Here is a 17,405-nt window from a genome sequence, read left to right as displayed (position 1 = left end):
CCGCCGGATGGGCCGTCGGGGTCGGGGTGGCGGGACGGCAGCGAAGTACGGCAACCGCGCCGGCCGTACCGGACCGAGAGCGAGACCGACGTCAGCAGAGCCCGTGACCTCGGAAGCAGCCGGACCAGACCGCGACGCAGCCAGCTCGGAGCGAGGGGCGACTCATCGCGACAGCCGCTCGACGACCTCGGCGGTCGTGACCACCTCGCCGAGTTGGCCCCACGTCTCCAGGCTCGCCCGGTGGGCCTCGTCGGTCGCGGCCGTGCAGGCGTCGGAGACGATCACGGGTCGGTACCCGTGGTTGACCGCCTCGAAGGCGGTTCCCGCCACGGACAGGTTGGTGGCGACGCCAGTGAAGAGGATTGTCTCGACCGCCCTGCGCCGCAGCACCGTGTCGAGTTCGGTACCGAAGAAGCCGGTGAGCCGCACGTGGGTGATGACGACGTCGCCCGCCTCCGGCGCGACCTCGTCGATGATGCGGGACTTCGGCGCGCCCTCCAGGAATGCCTGCCGCTCGGGGATCATGGCGAAGCTGGGCGTGTTGGGGATGAGGTCGGGGTAGCCGGGCCGGTGGGCGACCCGCGTGTAGACGACCAGCCCGCCGCTGGCGCGTACCGCCCCGGCGACCTGGGCGGCGTACGAGGCGACGCGGTGGCGGGCGACCTGCTCGGCGAAGAAGGGACCGAACAGCCCGTCGGGGCTGACGACCTCGTGCTGCCAGTGGACGCCGACCACCGCGGTGCGCGCCGGGTCGATCTCTCGCATTGTTCCTCCCGTCACAGGGCGGAGAGTTGCTGCGGTGCCGCCTGGTAGCCCTGCCTGCCTGCGGCGGCCGGCCCCCTGCCGTAGGCGTCGAACCGCCCCCACCGGCCGGGGATGCCGTGCAACGCCACGAAGTCGAGGTTAGCGGGAAGGGCGGGCCTGACGACGAGGTCTTCGCCCACCGGGTGGAGCCCGAGCATCGTCCTCAGCAGGAGCAGGGTCGCTCCGGCCGACCACGCCTGAGGGCTGCAGGCGGTGGGATAGTTGACCGGATACCTGGTGTCGGCGCGGAAGGATCCGGAGAAGGCTTCGGGCAGCCGGCCGTCGTAGAAGACGGCGGCGTCCAGGATCCCGGCGGCGATCCGCGCCGCCTCGTCGGCGTACCCGTAACGCCGCAGCCCCCAGGCGATGAAGGAGTTGTCGAACGGCCAGATGGTGCCCACGTGGTAGCCGATGGGGTTGTAGCGGCCCTGGCCCTCGGCCAGCGTGCGGACACCCCAGCCGCTGAACAGGGCGGGCGACATCAGGTGCCGCACCAGGGCCTCCGCCTTCGGCTTCTCGACGATGCCGCTCCACAGCAGGTGCCCGATGTTGGAGGACAGGGCGTCCACCTGGCGGCCGTCGCCGTCGAGGGCGAGCGCCATGTACTCGCCGTCCGCCACCCAGAAGTCGCGGTTGAAGCGCTCCTTGAGGTCGGCGGCCTCCTGCTCCAGTCGGTCCGCGTACGGCGGGTCGTTCCAGACGGTGCGGGCGAGCCGCGCGGTACGCATCTTCGCGTCGTACGCGTACCCCTGCAGCTCGCAGGTCGCGCGGGGGAAGCCCGGCAGCCGACCGTCGCGGTAGCAGATGCTGTCCCAGGAGTCCTTCCAGCACTGGTTCTCCAGCCCGTTCCTGGTGTTCCGCCGCTCGTAGGAGATGTAGCCCATGCCGGTCAGGTCGGCGTAGTTGTTGATCCAGTCGATCGCCGCGCGCGCCTCGTGCTCGACCGAGCGCACGAGGTCGACGTCGCCGGTCCACCGCTCGTACTCGTCGAGCAGCACGAGGAACAGGGGAGTGGAGTCGGCGCTGCCGAAGTAGGGCGTGTGTGGCGTCTCCTCGAAGATGCTCATCTCGCCGTACCGCATCTCGTGCAGGATCCGGCCGGGCTCCTCCTCCCGGAAGTCGTCGACGCGGCTGCCCTGCCGGAGCGCGAGCACCCGGAGGGTGGTGGCGGCGAGTTCGGGTGTGAACGGCAACGCCTGCAGACTGGTGAAGATGCTGTCCCGACCGAACATGGCCATGAACCAGGGCAGGCCGGCGGCGGGGACCCTCTTGTCGTCGGCGAGGAAGGGACTGAAGCGCAGCGCGGCCAGGTCGATCAGGCTCTGCCGGTACGTGCCGCTCAGCGGCTCCCAGCCGGATTCCAGGCGCGGCGCGTTGTCCAACCACTCCAGGAGATCCTGTGCCTTGTCCCTGCTCTTGCCTGCTGCCCGGCCTGGGATCACGAGGCGTTCCAGCCCTCGGGGCATCGGGAGGTCCGGCAGGGCGCTGAGCCTGACGGTCCACCGGCTGCGGGGTTCGAGGTGGACCTCGAACGTCAGGCCGTTGTCGTCCCACGCGGCCGGCGCCGACGCGGTGATGATCGTCTCCCGTCGGAACCGCTCCCGTTCGTAGCCGAGGACGAGGCGCCCGTCGTCGACCCGCCGGTAGTGTCGGCCCTTCTTCCTCACCGCCGCGTCCTTGACCTCGAAGAGGTCCGCGAAGTCGGCGTCCGCCTCGATCCTGAGGGTCACGTCGGCCGGTTCTTTGGCGTAGTTGATGACGGTCAGGTCCTCGTGGAGGCCGCTGTCCAGGCTGTGCAGCCGACGCACCCCCACGGTGCTGTTGACGTAGACGTCCTGACGCCCGGGAACCTGGAAGAACCGGTTTTCGAAGTAGTGGATGTCGTCGATGGAAAGGGTGGTCAGCCGTTCCCCGTTCACCGTCAGCACCCACTTCGACAGCAGCCGGGTGTCGTGGGCGAACAGGCCCATGGGAGCGTCGGGTGACGGGATGATGTCGCCCGAGCGGTTACACACCATGAAGGTGGTGCCGTCCAGGATGCCCACCTGGTTCTCACTCATGGTCACCTCCTCGGTGCTCCCTCCCCGCCGACCTGGGTGGCGGCGGGAACAACCTACGGAGGCTCGCGAAGAGCCGGGGGCTGCCCGCCACGGTCGCCTCGCCGCGCAGGACGGTGGTCAGGAAGTACGCCTCGCCGCTGGCGATCCGGTCGAACACCGCCCCGTCCGCCTGGACGACCGCGTCCCCGCCGGTCGCCTGCTCCGAGACCGTGATGTCGCCCTTGTCGATGGAGACGAGCCAGCGGTCGACCCGCCCGTCCCGGCTGATCTCGAAGCAGACACTGCCCTCGTCGATCGCCGTCAGACGGCGGTCGTGTCCACGCTGCGCCAGGCTGTGGAAGAAGTCCTGGGTGGCATTCCCCATCGCGCCACCTCCTCAGGGCCACCATTCCCGCGAATCGCGGCTTCCGCCTCACCCGAAAGAGGTGAATTCCCCCACCGCCAACCGCCGCTGCTGCCACCCCGGCCTCCTCGACGCCGCCACGCCGCCGGCCACCGTAAGGCCGTCCGCGTCGCGCGGCGCCGGCCCGGGCCGGGCCGGCGGACCCTGGCCCGGCCGGCGGGCGACGCCACTAGCCTGGGACTCGATGGATCCCATCGAGGCAACGCTGCTCCTCGCCGCCGGTGTCGCCACGGGCGCCTTCAACGCGGTCGCGGGCGGCGGCTCCCTCATCGCCTTCTCGGCGCTGCTCGGCACCGGCATACCGCCGCTGACCGCCAAGCTGACCAGCACGGTCGCGGTGTTCCCGGGGAACGTGGCCAGCGTCGTGGGCGGCTACCGGGATCTGCCACCCCGGCGAGACACCAGGCGGATCCTGCCCGCCGCCGTGCTCGGCGGGGTCGCCGGGTCGGCGCTGCTGCTGCTGACGCCCAGCCGCGTCTTCGACATGATCGTGCCGTTCCTGGTGCTCGCCGCCTCCGCGGTCCTCGGCTTCCAGGGCCGCCTGAACGAGCTGGTCAGGCGCTCCGCGCTGCGTGGCCGACAGGAACACCCGGCGATGCTGCAGGCGTTGGTCGCCCTGGGCGGTGTCTACGGCGGCTACATCGGCGCGGGGTTCGGCATCGTGCTGGTCGCCAGCCTGGCTCTCCTGCAGCACGAGCCGCTCACCAGGACGGTCGCCCTGAAGAACCTGCTGTCGGCCGTCATCTCGTTCACGGCGGTGGTGCTCTACGTCTTCTTCGGCACCGTCAACTGGGCGGGGGCGGCCATCCTGGTCCCGGCGACCGTTGTCGGCGGCTACGTCGGGGCGCGGCTGCTCCGCAGGCTCCCCGCTGCCCCCCTCAAAGCCGTGATCGTCACGTTCGGGGCGGTCTTCGGCCTGGTCCTGCTCTGGCGCAACGTGCGGTAGACCGGGTCGGTCGACGGCCGGGGACGGCTCGGTGGCCGGCGAGGTGTCCCGGTCCGGTCGATGACCCGGCCGGACCCGCGGCCGGCCGGTCGGCACCCGGGACACCCGCCGCGTTCGCGCACGTCCGCAACGATGTCCCCGGCGGCGTGCGGGGAACGCAGCAGTGGATCCGCGAGCCGGCCCACCGCGTACCGGCACGGCCCGGTGGCCGGTGTCCGTCGGTCGCGGGGGACCCGCCGGGTGCAACCGGCCCCGGTCATCCGACGTGGATGACCGGGGCCGGGCCGTCGCCGGTCAGGTCAGGTCAGCGGAACGTGGCGGGCCAGCGCGGCGCCGCCGGCCTCGAACACGGCCAGCAGGCCGTCGGCCGTGCCGCCGGTGACCGGGACCAGCACGGTCACCGGGGCGCCGGGGCTCAGCTGCACGGACCGCTCACCGAGCGAACGGGCGCCGTCCCAGGCGTGCAGGTACGCGGTGCCCGCGCGGTCGGCGAGGACCGTCACCTGCACCCCGCCGGCCACCTGGCCCTGGCCGGTCAGCCGCAGCGCCTGCTCGGGGAGCCGGGCCACGGCGGCCGGCGCGACGCCGTCGACCGCGGACTGCGCGATGGTCTGCGGGCTGTGCACGCTGCGGGCGGCGGTGTCCGGGAATACCGGGGCGCTGGGCTGCCGCTGGGCCGGGGTGTACCCGGGCAGGGTCACCAGGCCGTAGCGGTACGGGTCGGCACGGACGCCGGTGAAGGTGGACCAGCCCAGCCGGGACTGGGAGGTCAGGTCCTGGGTGTCCGAGTCGTAGACCAGCACGTTGAAGCCCATCCGGGCCGGGTCGACGGCGTCGGGCAGCACCGCGAACGGGATGCTCGCCTCGATGGTGTAGCCGGCGTACGGCGCGGTGACCTTGCTGACCACCGTCATTCCCGGCGCGGTCGTGGCGCCCGGGCCCTGCCGGTTGTCGGCGTCGCGCTGCCAGCACGGCGGGTCGCCGCCCGCGGGGTCGTCGGTGACCGGGAAGATGCCGGCCTTGAACACCGTCGAGGTGTCCGTCGAGTTCCCCTTCGGGTCGACGATGATCTCGACGCTGTCGGTACGCCGCTGCCGCTTGCAGTCCTGCGGCACCACCTTCTTGCCGAGCACGTCGTCGGTGACCTGGACGAACACCTTCAGCGCGTCCTCGGTCCAGGCGACGCGACCCGTGGCCGAGGCGTCCTGCGGCGTGGTGGCCTGCCCCTCCCAGATCCGGGACAGGTCCAGCTCCTCGCCGGGGTACTCGCCCGGGGAGGCCACCCCGTCGACGGCGTGGTCGTGCCCGGCGTGCGGCACCTCGCTGGTCGGCACGATCTCCAGTGCGCCGGTCTCGACGGTGCTGCCGGCGGCGCTGGTGGTGGTGATGGTGATGCCGTAGTCGCCGCCGTCGCCGCCCTCGTTGGCGGTCGGCAGGGTGGCGTCGCTGTTGGCGACGGTGAAGGTGACCGCCCCGGTCGCGCCCGGCGCCAGCTCGGCGTAGCTCTTGGTCGCCGCGTCGGCGGTGAAGCCGGCCGGCAGGCCGAGGGTGACGGTGCCGCCCTGGGGGGCCTCGCCGTGGTTGCGCAGGTCGACCCGGACGGTCCGGCTCTTGCCGGAGCCGACGGTGAGGACCGGCTTGATCAGGGTGTCCAGCTGCGGGTAGCCGCTGTCGCCGGCCCAGGTGCGGAACAGCCCGACCTCGGGCAGTGGCTCCAGGGTGCCGCGCACGTCGGCGACCACCCGGACCGCGCGGTCGGTGCGGCCGGCTCCCTGGCCGGTGGTCAGGCTCGCGCCGACGAGGTGCTGCTCGTTGGTGTCGGCGCCGGCGGGAACGGTCACGGTGAAGGCGACGGTCCGCTCCGTGCCGGCGGGGACGGCGCCGGGCAGCGCGCCGGAGCCGGTGGCGGTCCAGCCCTGCGGCAGCCGCAGGGAGACCCGCGGCGCGGTGAGCGCCCGGTTGTGCGGGGCGCGGACGTGCGCGGTGACCTCGACGGTCTCGCCGGGGGCGAGATCGAACCGGTCGGCGGTCAGGTAGAGCTCGGTGCCCTGGGGAAGCCCGCCGGCCGTCGCCGGCAGCACCGAGCCGCGCAGGATGGCCTCCGGCGAGGTGTCCGCCGGGTCGTACGGGACGCGGCTGTCGACCAGGGTGTAGAAGTCGCAGCGGATCTTCGCGGGGTCGGTGGGGGCGGCGGCGGTGCCGGCCCAGCCCTGGGTGACGTAGTCCCGGCGGGCGTCGACCTCGATCTCGGCCCAGGTCCTGCCGTCGGCGCTCGGGGTGCCCTCCCAGACGCCGAACACCTGGTCGGTCGGGACGGTCGGCACGAAGCTGGACGCGCACTGCGCCCCGGTCGCCGAGCTGCCGGTCCCGCCGGTACGCAGGAACTTCGCCGCCCGGAACGGCTTCAGGCCCTCCTGGGTGAGCTGCTCGGGGAAGGCGGCCGGGTCGGCGGCGGCGTGGAACGCCTCGGCGGCGAACCGGGCGGCCTGCTGGTGGTTGCCGTGGTTGCCGGGCGCCGGCGACGGGTTCATCGTCATGACGATCTCGGGCCGGGTCTGCCGGATCACCCGGACGATCTGGGCCAGGGTGTCGTCGTGCCCCCAGATCTGCTCGGACAGCGGCGCGGAGGCGGTGTACCAGAAGTCGACGCGGTCGAGGTTGTACAGGTTCTCCACGCCGGCCCGGCCGATCGCGGTGCGCTCCTCGCGCTCGCGGATGATGCCCAGCGGCGGGCCCTCCTCGAGGCCGACGGCGTTGCCGCCGCCCTCGCCGCGGGTGATGGTCACGACGCCCGCCTTGGCGCCGTGCTTCTCCTTCCACTGGCCGAGGGTGGCGAGGCTGCCGGCCTCGTCGTCGGGGTGGGCGCTGACGAAGAGGACGTCCAGGTCGACGGTGTCGGTCGGCCGGGCGTCGGTGGGGGCGGCTAGGGCGGCGGCGGGCGCCCCGGACAGGGCCAGGGCGAGCGCCGTGGGTAGCAGGAACGACTTGAGTCGCATGCAGGTCCTTTCGCGACACGCGAGGTCCGCGCAGCGGCCACCGACGTCGGGCGCGCGGTGGCGCGGACGCGGGGTCGTGGTCGGACGGCGAGACGGCGGCGGTGGGGGTGAGGGGTGCGGGGCGCGAGGGGGCGCCCCGGCACCGGGGTACGCAGCGGCACGGAGATCCGTACACACTGGAAGGCCTTCGCCCGGTGACGCTAGGGACCGGCGCGGCGGCCCGTCAATGCTTTGGAAGGTCTTTCTTTCTTTGCGAAAGAAACAAACAAGGGGTCAGGCGGTCTTCCATGCCTCGGTCGGCGGCGCGCGTGCTCGGCCCCGACGGACCCCGCGAAGGGCGTTTCTGCTGCTCGTGAGGTGGCCGCAAGGTAACGAGACGGTTTCGTTACTTGACTCAATAGTTCGTTCGCCGTAGGAAGGAAGTGTGACTGACGTGGTGACGCCACCGACGAGCCCGGTGAGCCGGGAGCGGTCGAAGGAGATCAAGCGGCTTTCCGTGATCTCCACCGCCCGCCAGGTGCGGGTGCTCTCCCGCGCCGAGCTGACCGAGCTCACCGGCCTGAGCCCCGCCACGCTCACCCCGCTCGTGCGGGAGCTGATCGCCGAGGGTTACCTCATCGAGCGTGGTCCCGGCGCGTCGCGCGCCGGCCGTCCCCGGGCGATGCTGGAGTTCAACCCCCGGGCCGAGCTGGTCGCCGCGGTCTCGCTGGAGCCGTCCCGGCTCAGCTGCGAGATCGCCGACAGCGACGGGACCGTGATCGCCCACCGTGCCGTGCGACTCGCCGGCGACATCGTCGACACCATCTGCCGCTCGGTGCCCGAGCTGGTCGGCGACGGCCTGCCGGCGCTGCGCGGGGTGGCCGTCGCCGCGCCCGGCATCTCCACCGGCGGCGCCGTCCGCCTGGCCCCCTCGGTCGGCCTCGTCGAGGCGCGGCCGGTGGGGGAGTCGGTGCAACGCCGGCTCGGGGTGCCCGTGCTGGTGGACAACGACGTGAACCTGATGGCCGCCGGTGAGCACGCGGTCGGCGCCGGCAGCGACGTCGCCGACCTGCTGCTGCTGCACGTCGCCGACGGCATCGGCGCCGGCCTCGTGCTCGACGGGCAGGTCCGCCGGGGCGCCGGCGGGGCCGCCGGCGAGGTCGGCTTCCTGCCGCTGGACCCGGCCGACCGGGGCCACGACGGTATCGGCCCGTTCGAGGCCCGCTGGTCGGAGAACGCCATCGCCGAGCGGGTGGTGGCGCTGGCGCCCGGGCGGCGCCCGGACTCCCCCGTGGCCGCCCTGGTGGAGCTGGCCGCCACCGACGGGCGGGCCGCCGCGTACCTCGACGAGCTGCTCGCGGCCTGGTCCCGGCTGATCGTCTCCTGCGTCTGCGTCGTCGACCCCGGGCGGGTGCTGCTCAGCGGCGCCGCCGCCCAGCTCGACGACGCCGCCGTCGACCGGCTCCAGGCGCTCGTCAGCGCCGCCGCGCCGAGCGCCACCGACGTCCGCCGGGCGGTGCTCGGCGACCGGGCGGTGCTGCACGGCGCCGTCAGCTACGCCCTCTCCGCGGCCGCCGCGGGCCTGCCCACCCTGCTGCCGACCCCCTGACCTCACACCCCGAACAACGTAGTTCCCCTCACCCTCGGAGGTACCCCATGAAACGTCGCCTTCTCCTCGCCGGCGCGCTCGCCACCGTGCTCGCCGCCGGCACCGCCTGTGGCGGCGGCGGTGACGACACGGCCAGCGGCGGCAGCGCCGAGAAGCTGACCATCTACACCGCCCGCGACAAGAAGGTCTCCGACTACGTCGTGGACCAGTTCACCGCCAAGTACCCCGAGTACAAGGGCAAGGTCGAGATCCTCAACCTCGGCGCCCAGGAGATCCTGGAGCGGGTGCGGGCCGAGAAGGCCAACCCGCAGGCCGACGTCTGGTGGGGCGGCACCCAGCAGGGCCTCGCGGCCGGCGCGTCCGAGGACCTGCTGACCTCCTGGCAGCCGGCCTTCGCCAGCAAGATGGACGCCAAGTACAAGGACGCCGAGGGCCGCTGGTTCGGGGAGATCCTGCTGCCCGAGGTCATCATGTACAACAACAAGGCCCTCACCCCGGAGCAGGCCCCGAAGGACTGGGACGACCTGCTCAAGCCGGAGTGGAAGGACAAGATCATCATCCGGGACGTGGCCGCGTCCGGCACCATGCGGTCGATCTACGCCGCGATGATCGTGCGCCAGTCCGCGGACGGCAGCAACCCGCAGCCCGGCTACGACTGGCTCAAGAAGCTCGACGCCAACACCGGCGCGTACGCGGCCAACCCGACCGACCTCTACCTGAAGCTGTCCCGCCAGCAGGGCACGCTCAGCGCCTGGAACCTGCAGGACATCCTGCTGCAGGCCCACCAGTCGAACATGCCGTTCGGCTACGTCATGCCGGCTTCCGGCGCCCCGGTGCTGGTCGACGGCCTGGCCGCGGTCAAGGGCGGCAACAGCGAGGGCGCGCAGAAGTTCATCGAGTTCCTCTTCGACGACAAGCTCCGCGCCGACCTGGCCAAGGACTACTACCAGATCCCGGCCGTGGACATCGCCGAGAAGCCGGAGTGGCTGGCCCAGCTCCAGCTCAAGCCGCTGGACGTCGACTGGAACGTGATCGGCAAGAACGAGACCGAGTGGATCAACCACTGGAACAGCCAGATCAAGAACAAGGGCTGATCGCCCGGGCGCCGGGGGCGGGCCCGTCCCGTCCCCGGCGCCCCGCCGCCCGCCCCCGGGGCGCCGGCAGGTGTGAGAGGGGAGCCCCTCTCCGCCGGAGGCGTCAGGAAGGTGCCCTTCCCGTCTCCCGCCCCCCATCCCACGACCGACAGGTCCGGTACCGCACGAAGGAGAGGACCTCATGATCGATGTCACGCTGGAGTCGGTGAGCAAGCGCTTCGCGCGCGGCGGCGACACCGCGGCCGTGGACGACGTCGACATCACCATCGCCGCCGGGGAGTTCTTCACGCTGCTCGGCCCGAGCGGCTGCGGCAAGACCACGACCCTGCGCATGGTGGCCGGGTTCTACTTCCCCACCTCCGGCCGGATCCGGTTCGGCGCGGAGGACGTCACCCGCCGACCGCCGAACAAGCGCGACACCGGCATGGTGTTCCAGAACTACGCGCTCTTCCCGCACATGAGCGTGGCGCAGAACGTCGCGTACGGACTCAAGATCCGCAAGGTCGGCCGGGCCGAGTCGCGGCGTCGGGTCGAGGAGGCGCTCGGGCAGGTGCACCTCGCCGGCTACGGCGACCGCCGCATCGACGAGCTCTCCGGCGGCCAGCAGCAGCGCGTCGCCCTGGCCCGGGCCCTGGTGATCCGGCCGCGCACCCTGCTGCTCGACGAGCCGCTGTCCAACCTCGACGCCAAGCTGCGCGAGGAGACCCGGGTGGAGATCCGCCGCATCCAGCGCGAGGCCGGCACCACCTCCATCTACGTCACCCACGACCAGGCCGAGGCGATGGCCATGTCGGACCGGATCGCGGTGATGCAGTCCGGCCGGGTGCAGCAGATCGGCGCCCCGCAGGAGATCTACCACCGCCCGGCGACCAGCTTCGTGGCCCGCTTCATCGGCCGCAGCAACGTGCTCTCCCTGCCGGTGGCCGGCGCCGCCGAGCAGGCCGTCACGGTGAAGCTGCCCGCCGGCGGCGAGATCGCCGTCCCCGCCCCGACCGGGCACGGCCTGCGCCAGGGCGACACCGCGCTGGTGTCGGTCCGCCCCGAGCACATCGGCCTCACCTCGGCCACCGACGCGGACGCGCTGCCCGGCCGGGTCACCGAGGTGGAGTTCACCGGGATGGCCACCAACCTCGTGGTCGACGTGGCCGGCGAGTCGGTGCAGGTCGCCGCGATCGACGTGCCGGACGGGATCGCCGCCGGCGACCAGGTCGGGCTGCGGCTCAACCGCGAGCGGATGTGGGTGGTGCGCCCGTGAGCACCATTCCCGCCACCCCCAGCCCGGCCACCGTCGCCCCGGTCACCCAGGAGCCGACGCCGCCGCGCGCGCCGCGCCGCCGGCTCGCCGACCGGTTCGCCGGCGGCACCGGCTCCCGCTGGTTCCCGTACGTCCTGGTCTTCCCGCTCGCGCTGATCCTCTTCGGGTACGTGGTGCAGCCGATGTTCGCCACCTTCGCCGAGAGCGTCGGCGTGGACGGGGTGGAGAACTACGGCGCCTTCCTCTCCGGCGACGGGGTGGCCCGCTCGTCCCTGGTCACCTCGCTGATCATCTCCGCGGCCAGTGTGCTGCTCTGCGGCATCGTCGGCGTGGCGATGGCCTTCCTGCTCAAGCGGTTCTCGTTCCCCGGCCGCCGGCTGATCGAGGCGATCATCCTGGTGCCGGCGGCCCTGCCGCCGCTGATCGGGGCGATCTCGTTCCAGCTGCTCTACAGCGAGACGGGCATCCTCCCGCGCGGGCTCCAGCAGCTCTTCGGCACCGAGAACCCCGTACTGCCGTTCAGCGGCATCGCCGGGGTGCTGGTGGTGCACACCTTCACCATGTACCCGTACTTCTACCTGTCCGCCTCCGCCGCGCTCGGCGGAATGGACCCCTCGGTGGAGGAGGCCGCGTACAACCTGGGGGCCGGTCGGGTCCGGGTGTGGCGCACGGTGCTGCTGCCGATGCTCACCCCGGCGCTGGTCTCCGCCTCGCTGCTGGTCTTCATGACCTCGCTGGCCTCGTACACCGCCCCGCTGCTGTTCGGGGTGGACCAGACCATGACCATGCAGATCTACATCAACCGCACCAACGGCGACCTGCCGATGGCCTCCACGTACGCCTCGGTGCTCGGCGTGGTGTCGGTGCTGTTCCTGCTCGGCATGCGCTGGTACGAGGGGCGGCGCAGCTACCGGTCCCAGTCGAAGGGGGTCGCCGCGCACCGGCGGGAGATCACCAACCCGTTCGGCAAGTGGCTGGCCCTGGTCGCGTCGATCCTGGCCACCGCCGTGCTGCTCGCCCCCGTGGCGACCATCGCCCTGGTGGCGTTCTCCGCCGACGGCTCCTGGACCACCGAGGTGATCCCGGCCGCCTACACCACGCAGAACTTCGTCACCATCTTCTCCGACCCCGAGGCGTTCCAGCCGATCCTCAACTCGCTGCAGATGAGCCTGATCGCGACCGTCGGCTGCGTCGTGGTCGGCGTGCTCATCGCGTACGCGGTGCGGCGGCTGGACTTCCGCGGCCGGGGCCTGCTGGACGTGGCGGTCATGCTGGCCTGGGCGCTGCCCGGCACGGTGGTGGCGATCAACCTGATCTCGGCGTTCAGCACCGGCAACGCGTTCAGCTTCGGGCAGGTGCTGATCGGCACCTTCTGGATCATGCCGCTGGCGTACTTCGTGCGGTTCCTGCCGCTGGTGTTCCGGTCCAGCTCGGCCACCCTGGCGCAGATCGACCCGTCGCTGGAGGAGGCCGCGCGCAACCTGGGCGCGTCCTGGTGGCGGGCGTTCGGCACGGTCACCCTGCGGCTGATGCTGCCCGGCGTGGTGGCCGGCGCGCTGCTCGCCTTCGTGCACGGCGTCGGCGAGTTCGTCGCCTCGGTGCTCATCTACACCTCCGACACCGCGCCGATCTCCGTGGAGATCAACAACCGGATGTACTCGTTCGAGGTCGGCACCGCCGCCGCGTACGGCATGCTCCAGGTGGTCCTGATCTTCGTGGTGATGGTGGTCTCCGGCCGGCTGGAGGGCGGCCGGCGCTCCAGCCGCGAGGCGGCGCGGTGGACGGCGTGAGCGAGGCCTGGCCGGCGGGCGGCGGGCTGGTCCCCGCCGCCCGGATCCCCGGCGGGGAACTGGCGGCGGTGGCCGAGGCGGCGGACTTCGCGGTGCTGCCGGTCGGCGCGGTCGAGTGGCACGGCCCGCACCTGCCGCTCGGCACCGACCTGATCCTCGCCCAGGGCTTCGCCGCCGAGAGCGCGGTCCCCGGCGCCGGCGACGGGACCCCGGGTGCCGCCGCAACCCCGGCCGGCGCACCCGGCACGACGGCGGGTCCGCGCGGGGTGCTCTTCCCCGCCGTGCCGTACGCCGCGTGCCCCGGCCAGACCCGGCCGTGGCCTGGCACCGTGGCGATCCGGCCGGAGATCGCGGTCGGCTACCTGGCCGACGTGATCGAGGGCATCGTGGCGGCCGGGTTCCCCCGGCTGCTGATCGTCAACGGGCACGACGCCAACATGTCCACCGTCCGGGCCGCCATGGAGTGGGTCTCCGGGCGGCGTACGGCCAGCCTGCTGCTGGTCAACTGGTTCCAGCTCGTGACCCCGGCCGAGACCGCCGAGCTGTACGGGCCGCTGCCGGCGCGCGGCCACGGCGGGGCGTACGAGACCGACGGGGTGCTCGGCTTCGACCCCGGCGCGGTGCGCCTCGACGCGGTCGCCGACCTGCCGCCGAGGCCGAAGCTGCCGGTGACCCACCCGTACGTGCTGGTGGAGTCCCGCCCCGACCCGTGGCAGGGCTGGTCCGGGCACGTCTCGCTGGCGGGCGAGGAGACCGGCCGGCGGGTCCGGGAGCTGGCCGCGACGCGGCTGCGGGAGGTCGTCGCCGCCTGGGTGGCCGCCCCGCCTCCCGCCCCGCCCACCGACGCCCCGCTGCCCGCCGACACCCTGGTCGGCGCCGCCCCGCCGCCCACGGACGTTCCGCCCGCCGGCACCCCGCCCGCCGGCGCGCCCGAGCCAGAGGAGGCACCGTGACCGTCGACCGCGGACTCGACGTCGTCGACTTTCACCTGCATTTCCGCATCGGCGCCGACGAGACGATCCGGGCGTGCGAGCACGCCGCCGGCATGCACCCCGGCGGCGAGCACGAGCGCGCCGTCCGCGCCGCCGGCTCCGCCCCGTACGCGGCGCAGTGGCGGCAGGCGTGGGGCTTCCCCGACCCCGAGCCCCCCGCGCCGCGGTGGCAGGACGAGGCGGACCGGTGGGCGCAGGAGCTGCGCGCGGTCGACATCCGCCGGGCCGTCTTCGTCACCGGCGGCGGCAACGACACCGTCGCCGACGTGGTGGACCGCCACCCCGACCTGCTGCTCGGCTTCGCCCACCACGACCCGTACGGCCCGGACGCCGCCGCCGAGCTGGAACGTGCGGTGGTCGAACGCGGCCTGCGCGGGCTGAAGCTCTTCGCCCCGCTGCTGCGCGGCCCGCTCGACGACGAGGCCCTCGACCCGCTCTGGGGCACCGCCCAGCGCCTCGGCGTGCCGGTGCTGATCCACATCGGTCACTACGGCAGCGCCGGCGGCCTCTCCCACGGCCGGTACGGCGGCCCCGACGAGCTGGCCCGGATGGCCCGCCGCTTCCCCGAACTCGCCGTGGTGGTGCCGCACTTCGGCGTCCAGCACGTGCAGGACCTGCTCTTCGCCGCCTGGGGCTGCCCCAACATCCACGTCGACACCTCCGGCTCGAACCAGTGGGTGCGCTGGATGCCGTACAAGCTGACGCTGGACGAGCTGTTCCGGCGCTGCTACGAGACCATCGGCCCGCACCGGATCGTGTTCGGCAGCGACTCGTCGTGGTTCCCGCGCGGCTACGTCACCCGCTACCTCGACGACCAGCTGCGGATCTGCCGCGAGCTGGGCCTGCCCGACGACCACCTGCGCGCGATCTTCGCCGGGAACGCCGAGCGTCTGCTCGGCCTCGACCACTGACCGGCTGACGACCGGGCGCGGCGGGTGACCGGCGCGCCCGGCACGGAAGGAAGTAGAGAACCGTCATGAACACACCCGCGCTGACCACCTACCAGCGGCACCATCTCCGGCCGACCTACGACCACCACGTCGGGCACCTGTTCCCGGCCATGGTGCGGGCCAGCCAGGCGCACGTGGTGATGCTGACCGAGCAGGGGCTCATCCCCGCCGAGCGGGGCGCCCGGCTGCTGCGCGGGCTGGCCGAACTGCGCGCCGACACCGCCGGCGCGCCGGAGTTCGACGGCACGTTCGAGGACACCTACTACCTGATGGAGAAGCGGCTCGCGCAGGCGTGCGGCATCCCCACGTCCGAGCTGGACGTGCAGATGGCCCGCAGCCGCAACGACCTCGACGCCGGGGTGTTCCGGATGCTGCTGCGCGACCAGCTGCTCGGGGTCCTCGACCGGGTCCTGGCCGCCGGCGCGACCGCCCTGGACTCGGCGCACCGGTACGCCGACGTGGTCATCACCGGCTACACCCACCGCCGGCCGGCCCAGCCCACCACCATCGGGCACGCCCTCGCCGGCTACGCCGAGGCCCTCGCCGGCGAGGCCGTCGCGTACGCCGACCTGATCGAGACCCTCAACACCTCGCCGCTGGGCTCCTGCGCGTTCGCCGGCACCGACCTGGACATCTCCCCGGCCCGCGTGGCCGAGCTGCTCGGCTTCGGTGGCCTGGTCACCAACTCCTACGAGGCGGTGGCCGGCGCCGACCACCTCGTCCGGGTCGGCACCCTCAACGCCCAGGCCCTCGCGACCGGCGCCCGGCTGGCCCGCACCCTGATGGACTGGCTGAGCTGGCGCTGGGTGACCACCCCCGGCGACTTCACCCAGGGCAGCAGCATCATGCCGCAGAAGCGCAACCCGGTGGTGCTGGAACACCTCGTCTCGATGGCCGGCGCCACCGCCGCCGACGCCGCCTCCGTGCTCAACAACGTCGGCGCGGCCTGGTGGGAGGACTCCAACAACGCCACCACCGACGTGCAGGTCCGGCTCTGGGAGAGCAACGACCGCACCGACCGGTTCTTCGCCCTGCTCGGCGGCTTCCTCGCCGAGATCGAGCCGCTCGAGCCGCCGTCGCGGGAGGAGATCGTCGCCTCCGGCGCCACCACCACCGCCGCGGCGGACGCGCTGACCCGGCACGGGGTGCCGTTCCGGGCCGCCCATTCCGTGGTCGGCCGGCTGGTGCGCGGCGGCGCCCCGGACACCTGGACCGCGCAGACCGTCCGCGCGGCAGCCGAGGGGATCGCCGACGGGCTGGCCGACGCCGCCGTCGCCGACCTGATCGCCGCCGCCGTACGCCCCGAGCTGGTGCTCGACCGCGCCCAGGTCGACGGCCCCGGCGCGGACGCCGTCCGGGCCCAGGTGGCGGTGCTGCGCGGCACCTTCGACACCGTCGCCGGCCGGCTGGCCGCCGTCCGGGACCGTCTGGCCGCCGCCGACAAGGCGTTGGACGCGGTCGCCGCCGAGCGGGCGGGCCGATGAGCGCCGGCGCGAAGGCCGTGGACACGGGGACGGGACGGTGAGCGTGCGGTTGGCCGGTCGGGCCGCCGAGGCCGCCGAGGCCACCGGCGACGCGGGTGTGCTGCTCGGCATCGACTTCGGCGGCACCAAGATGGCGGTCGGGGTGGCCGACGGGCAGGGACGGCTGCTGGCCCGCGAGCGGGTCCCGACGTACGCCGAACGGGGCGCCCCGCAGGCCCTGGACCGGGCGTTGGAGCTGGCCGCGAAGCTGGTGGGGGAGGTCGGCTCGCCGGTCGTCGCGGCCGGCATCGCCTCGCCCGGCGTGGTGCGGCCGGACGGGATCGACCTGGCCCCGAACGTGCCCGGCTGGGACCGGCTGCGGCTCGCCGACGCGGTCCGGGACCGGTTGGCGGTGCCGGCGGTGGCGGTCGACAACGACCTGAACGCCGCCGCCCTGGCCGAGCTGCGGATCGGCGCGCTGCGCGACGCCGACCCCGGCCTGGTGGTCGGCCTCGGCACGGGCGTCGCGGCGGCGGCCACGGTCCGCGGGGCGGTGCTGGCCGGTCACCACGGGGCGGCCGGCGAGATCGGCTACGCCGTGGCCGGCGGCCCGTGGCCGGGCACCATGCTGGAGCTGGACTTCTCCGGCCGGGCGCTGGACGGGCTCGCGGACTCGCTCGGGCTGCCGGGCGGCGCGCCTGCCCTGGCCGCCGCAGCCGAGCGCCCCGGCCCGGCCCGGGACGCGCTGACCGCCCGGGTGGACGAGCTGGCCCGACACCTGGTCACCTGCTGCCTGCTGCTCGACCCGCAGCGGGTGGTGCTGGTCGGCGGGGTGGCCGGCAACGGACTGATCCGGGGTCTGCTGGGGGAGCGGCTCGCCGCGGTCCTGCCGTACCCGCCGGAGGTGGTCCTGTCCCGGTTCGCCGACGACGCCGCGCTGCTCGGCGCGGTCATCCTCGCCCGCGAGGCGGTCCCGACACCCCGGTGACACCCGGCGCTGACCGGCGGCCGGCTCCCGCACCGGGGGCCGGCCGCCCGTCGTTGTCGGTGCCCGCCGATAGGGT

Annotated in this window: 13 protein-coding genes; 9 read left to right on the top strand and 4 right to left on the bottom strand. The window is 73.4% G+C overall.

Features of this window, described 5'->3' with window-relative positions; translation table 11 throughout:
* Nucleotides 1-162 precede the first annotated feature (162 nt).
* Genes ACGF5G_RS18880 through ACGF5G_RS18870 form a run of 3 tightly spaced genes read right to left on the bottom strand, consistent with a single transcriptional unit; the run spans nucleotide 163 to nucleotide 3,228 of the window.
* Nucleotides 163-765 (bottom strand): cysteine hydrolase family protein, encoded by a 603-nt coding sequence (locus ACGF5G_RS18880; RefSeq protein WP_393264276.1) that lies wholly within the window; start codon nucleotides 763-765, stop codon nucleotides 163-165.
* A gap of 11 nt (nucleotides 766-776) precedes the next feature.
* Nucleotides 777-2,864, bottom strand: coding sequence for a glycogen debranching N-terminal domain-containing protein (locus tag ACGF5G_RS18875; RefSeq protein ID WP_393264273.1), 2,088 nt, complete (start codon nucleotides 2,862-2,864; stop codon nucleotides 777-779).
* Nucleotides 2,857-3,228: a hypothetical protein gene (locus ACGF5G_RS18870; protein ID WP_393264271.1), complete on the bottom strand. Its 372-nt coding sequence runs from the start codon at nucleotides 3,226-3,228 to the stop codon at nucleotides 2,857-2,859. Before ACGF5G_RS18870 ends, ACGF5G_RS18875 begins: the two co-directional genes overlap by 8 nt.
* A 223-nt stretch (nucleotides 3,229-3,451) precedes the next feature.
* Between ACGF5G_RS18870 and ACGF5G_RS18865 the strand changes: the two genes are divergently transcribed.
* A complete protein-coding gene (locus ACGF5G_RS18865) occupies nucleotides 3,452-4,213 on the top strand; it encodes a sulfite exporter TauE/SafE family protein (RefSeq protein ID WP_393264269.1) in 762 nt (253 codons plus the stop codon).
* A 299-nt stretch (nucleotides 4,214-4,512) separates the two neighbouring features.
* On the opposite strand, the gene ACGF5G_RS18860 is transcribed toward ACGF5G_RS18865, so the two are convergent.
* Nucleotides 4,513-7,209 carry a sugar-binding protein gene (locus ACGF5G_RS18860; RefSeq protein WP_393264266.1) on the bottom strand — a complete coding sequence of 899 codons (2,697 nt, stop codon included), beginning with the start codon at nucleotides 7,207-7,209 and terminating at the stop codon, nucleotides 4,513-4,515.
* Nucleotides 7,210-7,633: 424 nt separating this feature from the next.
* Here ACGF5G_RS18860 and ACGF5G_RS18855 point away from each other — a divergent pair, with 424 nt between their 5' ends.
* The 8 genes from ACGF5G_RS18855 (at nucleotide 7,634) to ACGF5G_RS18820 (ending at nucleotide 17,329) form a co-directional block, all read left to right on the top strand.
* Complete coding sequence (locus ACGF5G_RS18855) at nucleotides 7,634-8,797, top strand: ROK family protein (protein WP_350706160.1); 1,164 nt, start codon at nucleotides 7,634-7,636, stop codon at nucleotides 8,795-8,797.
* Nucleotides 8,798-8,844: 47 nt separating this feature from the next.
* Complete coding sequence (locus tag ACGF5G_RS18850; protein WP_393264263.1) at nucleotides 8,845-9,891, top strand: extracellular solute-binding protein; 1,047 nt, start codon at nucleotides 8,845-8,847, stop codon at nucleotides 9,889-9,891.
* 181 nt (nucleotides 9,892-10,072) lie between these two features.
* Nucleotides 10,073-11,146, top strand: a complete 1,074-nt coding sequence (locus tag ACGF5G_RS18845) for an ABC transporter ATP-binding protein (protein ID WP_357699696.1) — start codon at nucleotides 10,073-10,075, stop codon at nucleotides 11,144-11,146.
* Nucleotides 11,143-12,936: an ABC transporter permease gene (locus ACGF5G_RS18840; RefSeq protein WP_393264260.1), complete on the top strand. Its 1,794-nt coding sequence runs from the start codon at nucleotides 11,143-11,145 to the stop codon at nucleotides 12,934-12,936. Before ACGF5G_RS18845 ends, ACGF5G_RS18840 begins: the two co-directional genes overlap by 4 nt.
* Complete coding sequence (locus tag ACGF5G_RS18835) at nucleotides 12,933-13,889, top strand: creatininase family protein (RefSeq protein WP_393264257.1); 957 nt, start codon at nucleotides 12,933-12,935, stop codon at nucleotides 13,887-13,889. Before ACGF5G_RS18840 ends, ACGF5G_RS18835 begins: the two co-directional genes overlap by 4 nt.
* On the top strand, nucleotides 13,886-14,839 hold the full coding sequence (locus tag ACGF5G_RS18830; RefSeq protein WP_393264255.1) for an amidohydrolase family protein: 954 nt from the start codon (nucleotides 13,886-13,888) through the stop codon (nucleotides 14,837-14,839). Before ACGF5G_RS18835 ends, ACGF5G_RS18830 begins: the two co-directional genes overlap by 4 nt.
* 65 nt (nucleotides 14,840-14,904) lie before the next feature.
* Entirely contained in the window at nucleotides 14,905-16,362 is a 1,458-nt protein-coding gene (locus ACGF5G_RS18825) for an argininosuccinate lyase (RefSeq protein WP_393264253.1), read from the top strand.
* Nucleotides 16,363-16,399: 37 nt separating this feature from the next.
* Nucleotides 16,400-17,329 carry an ROK family protein gene (locus ACGF5G_RS18820; RefSeq protein ID WP_393264251.1) on the top strand — a complete coding sequence of 310 codons (930 nt, stop codon included), beginning with the start codon at nucleotides 16,400-16,402 and terminating at the stop codon, nucleotides 17,327-17,329.
* The last annotated feature ends 76 nt before the right edge of the window (nucleotides 17,330-17,405 follow it).

This window comes from Micromonospora sp. NPDC047730 (assembly GCF_043204765.1).
Classification (GTDB): Bacteria; Actinomycetota; Actinomycetes; order Mycobacteriales; family Micromonosporaceae; genus Micromonospora.
Note: the sequence above shows the minus strand (reverse complement) of the source record. Positions and strands in the feature narration are given on the sequence as shown.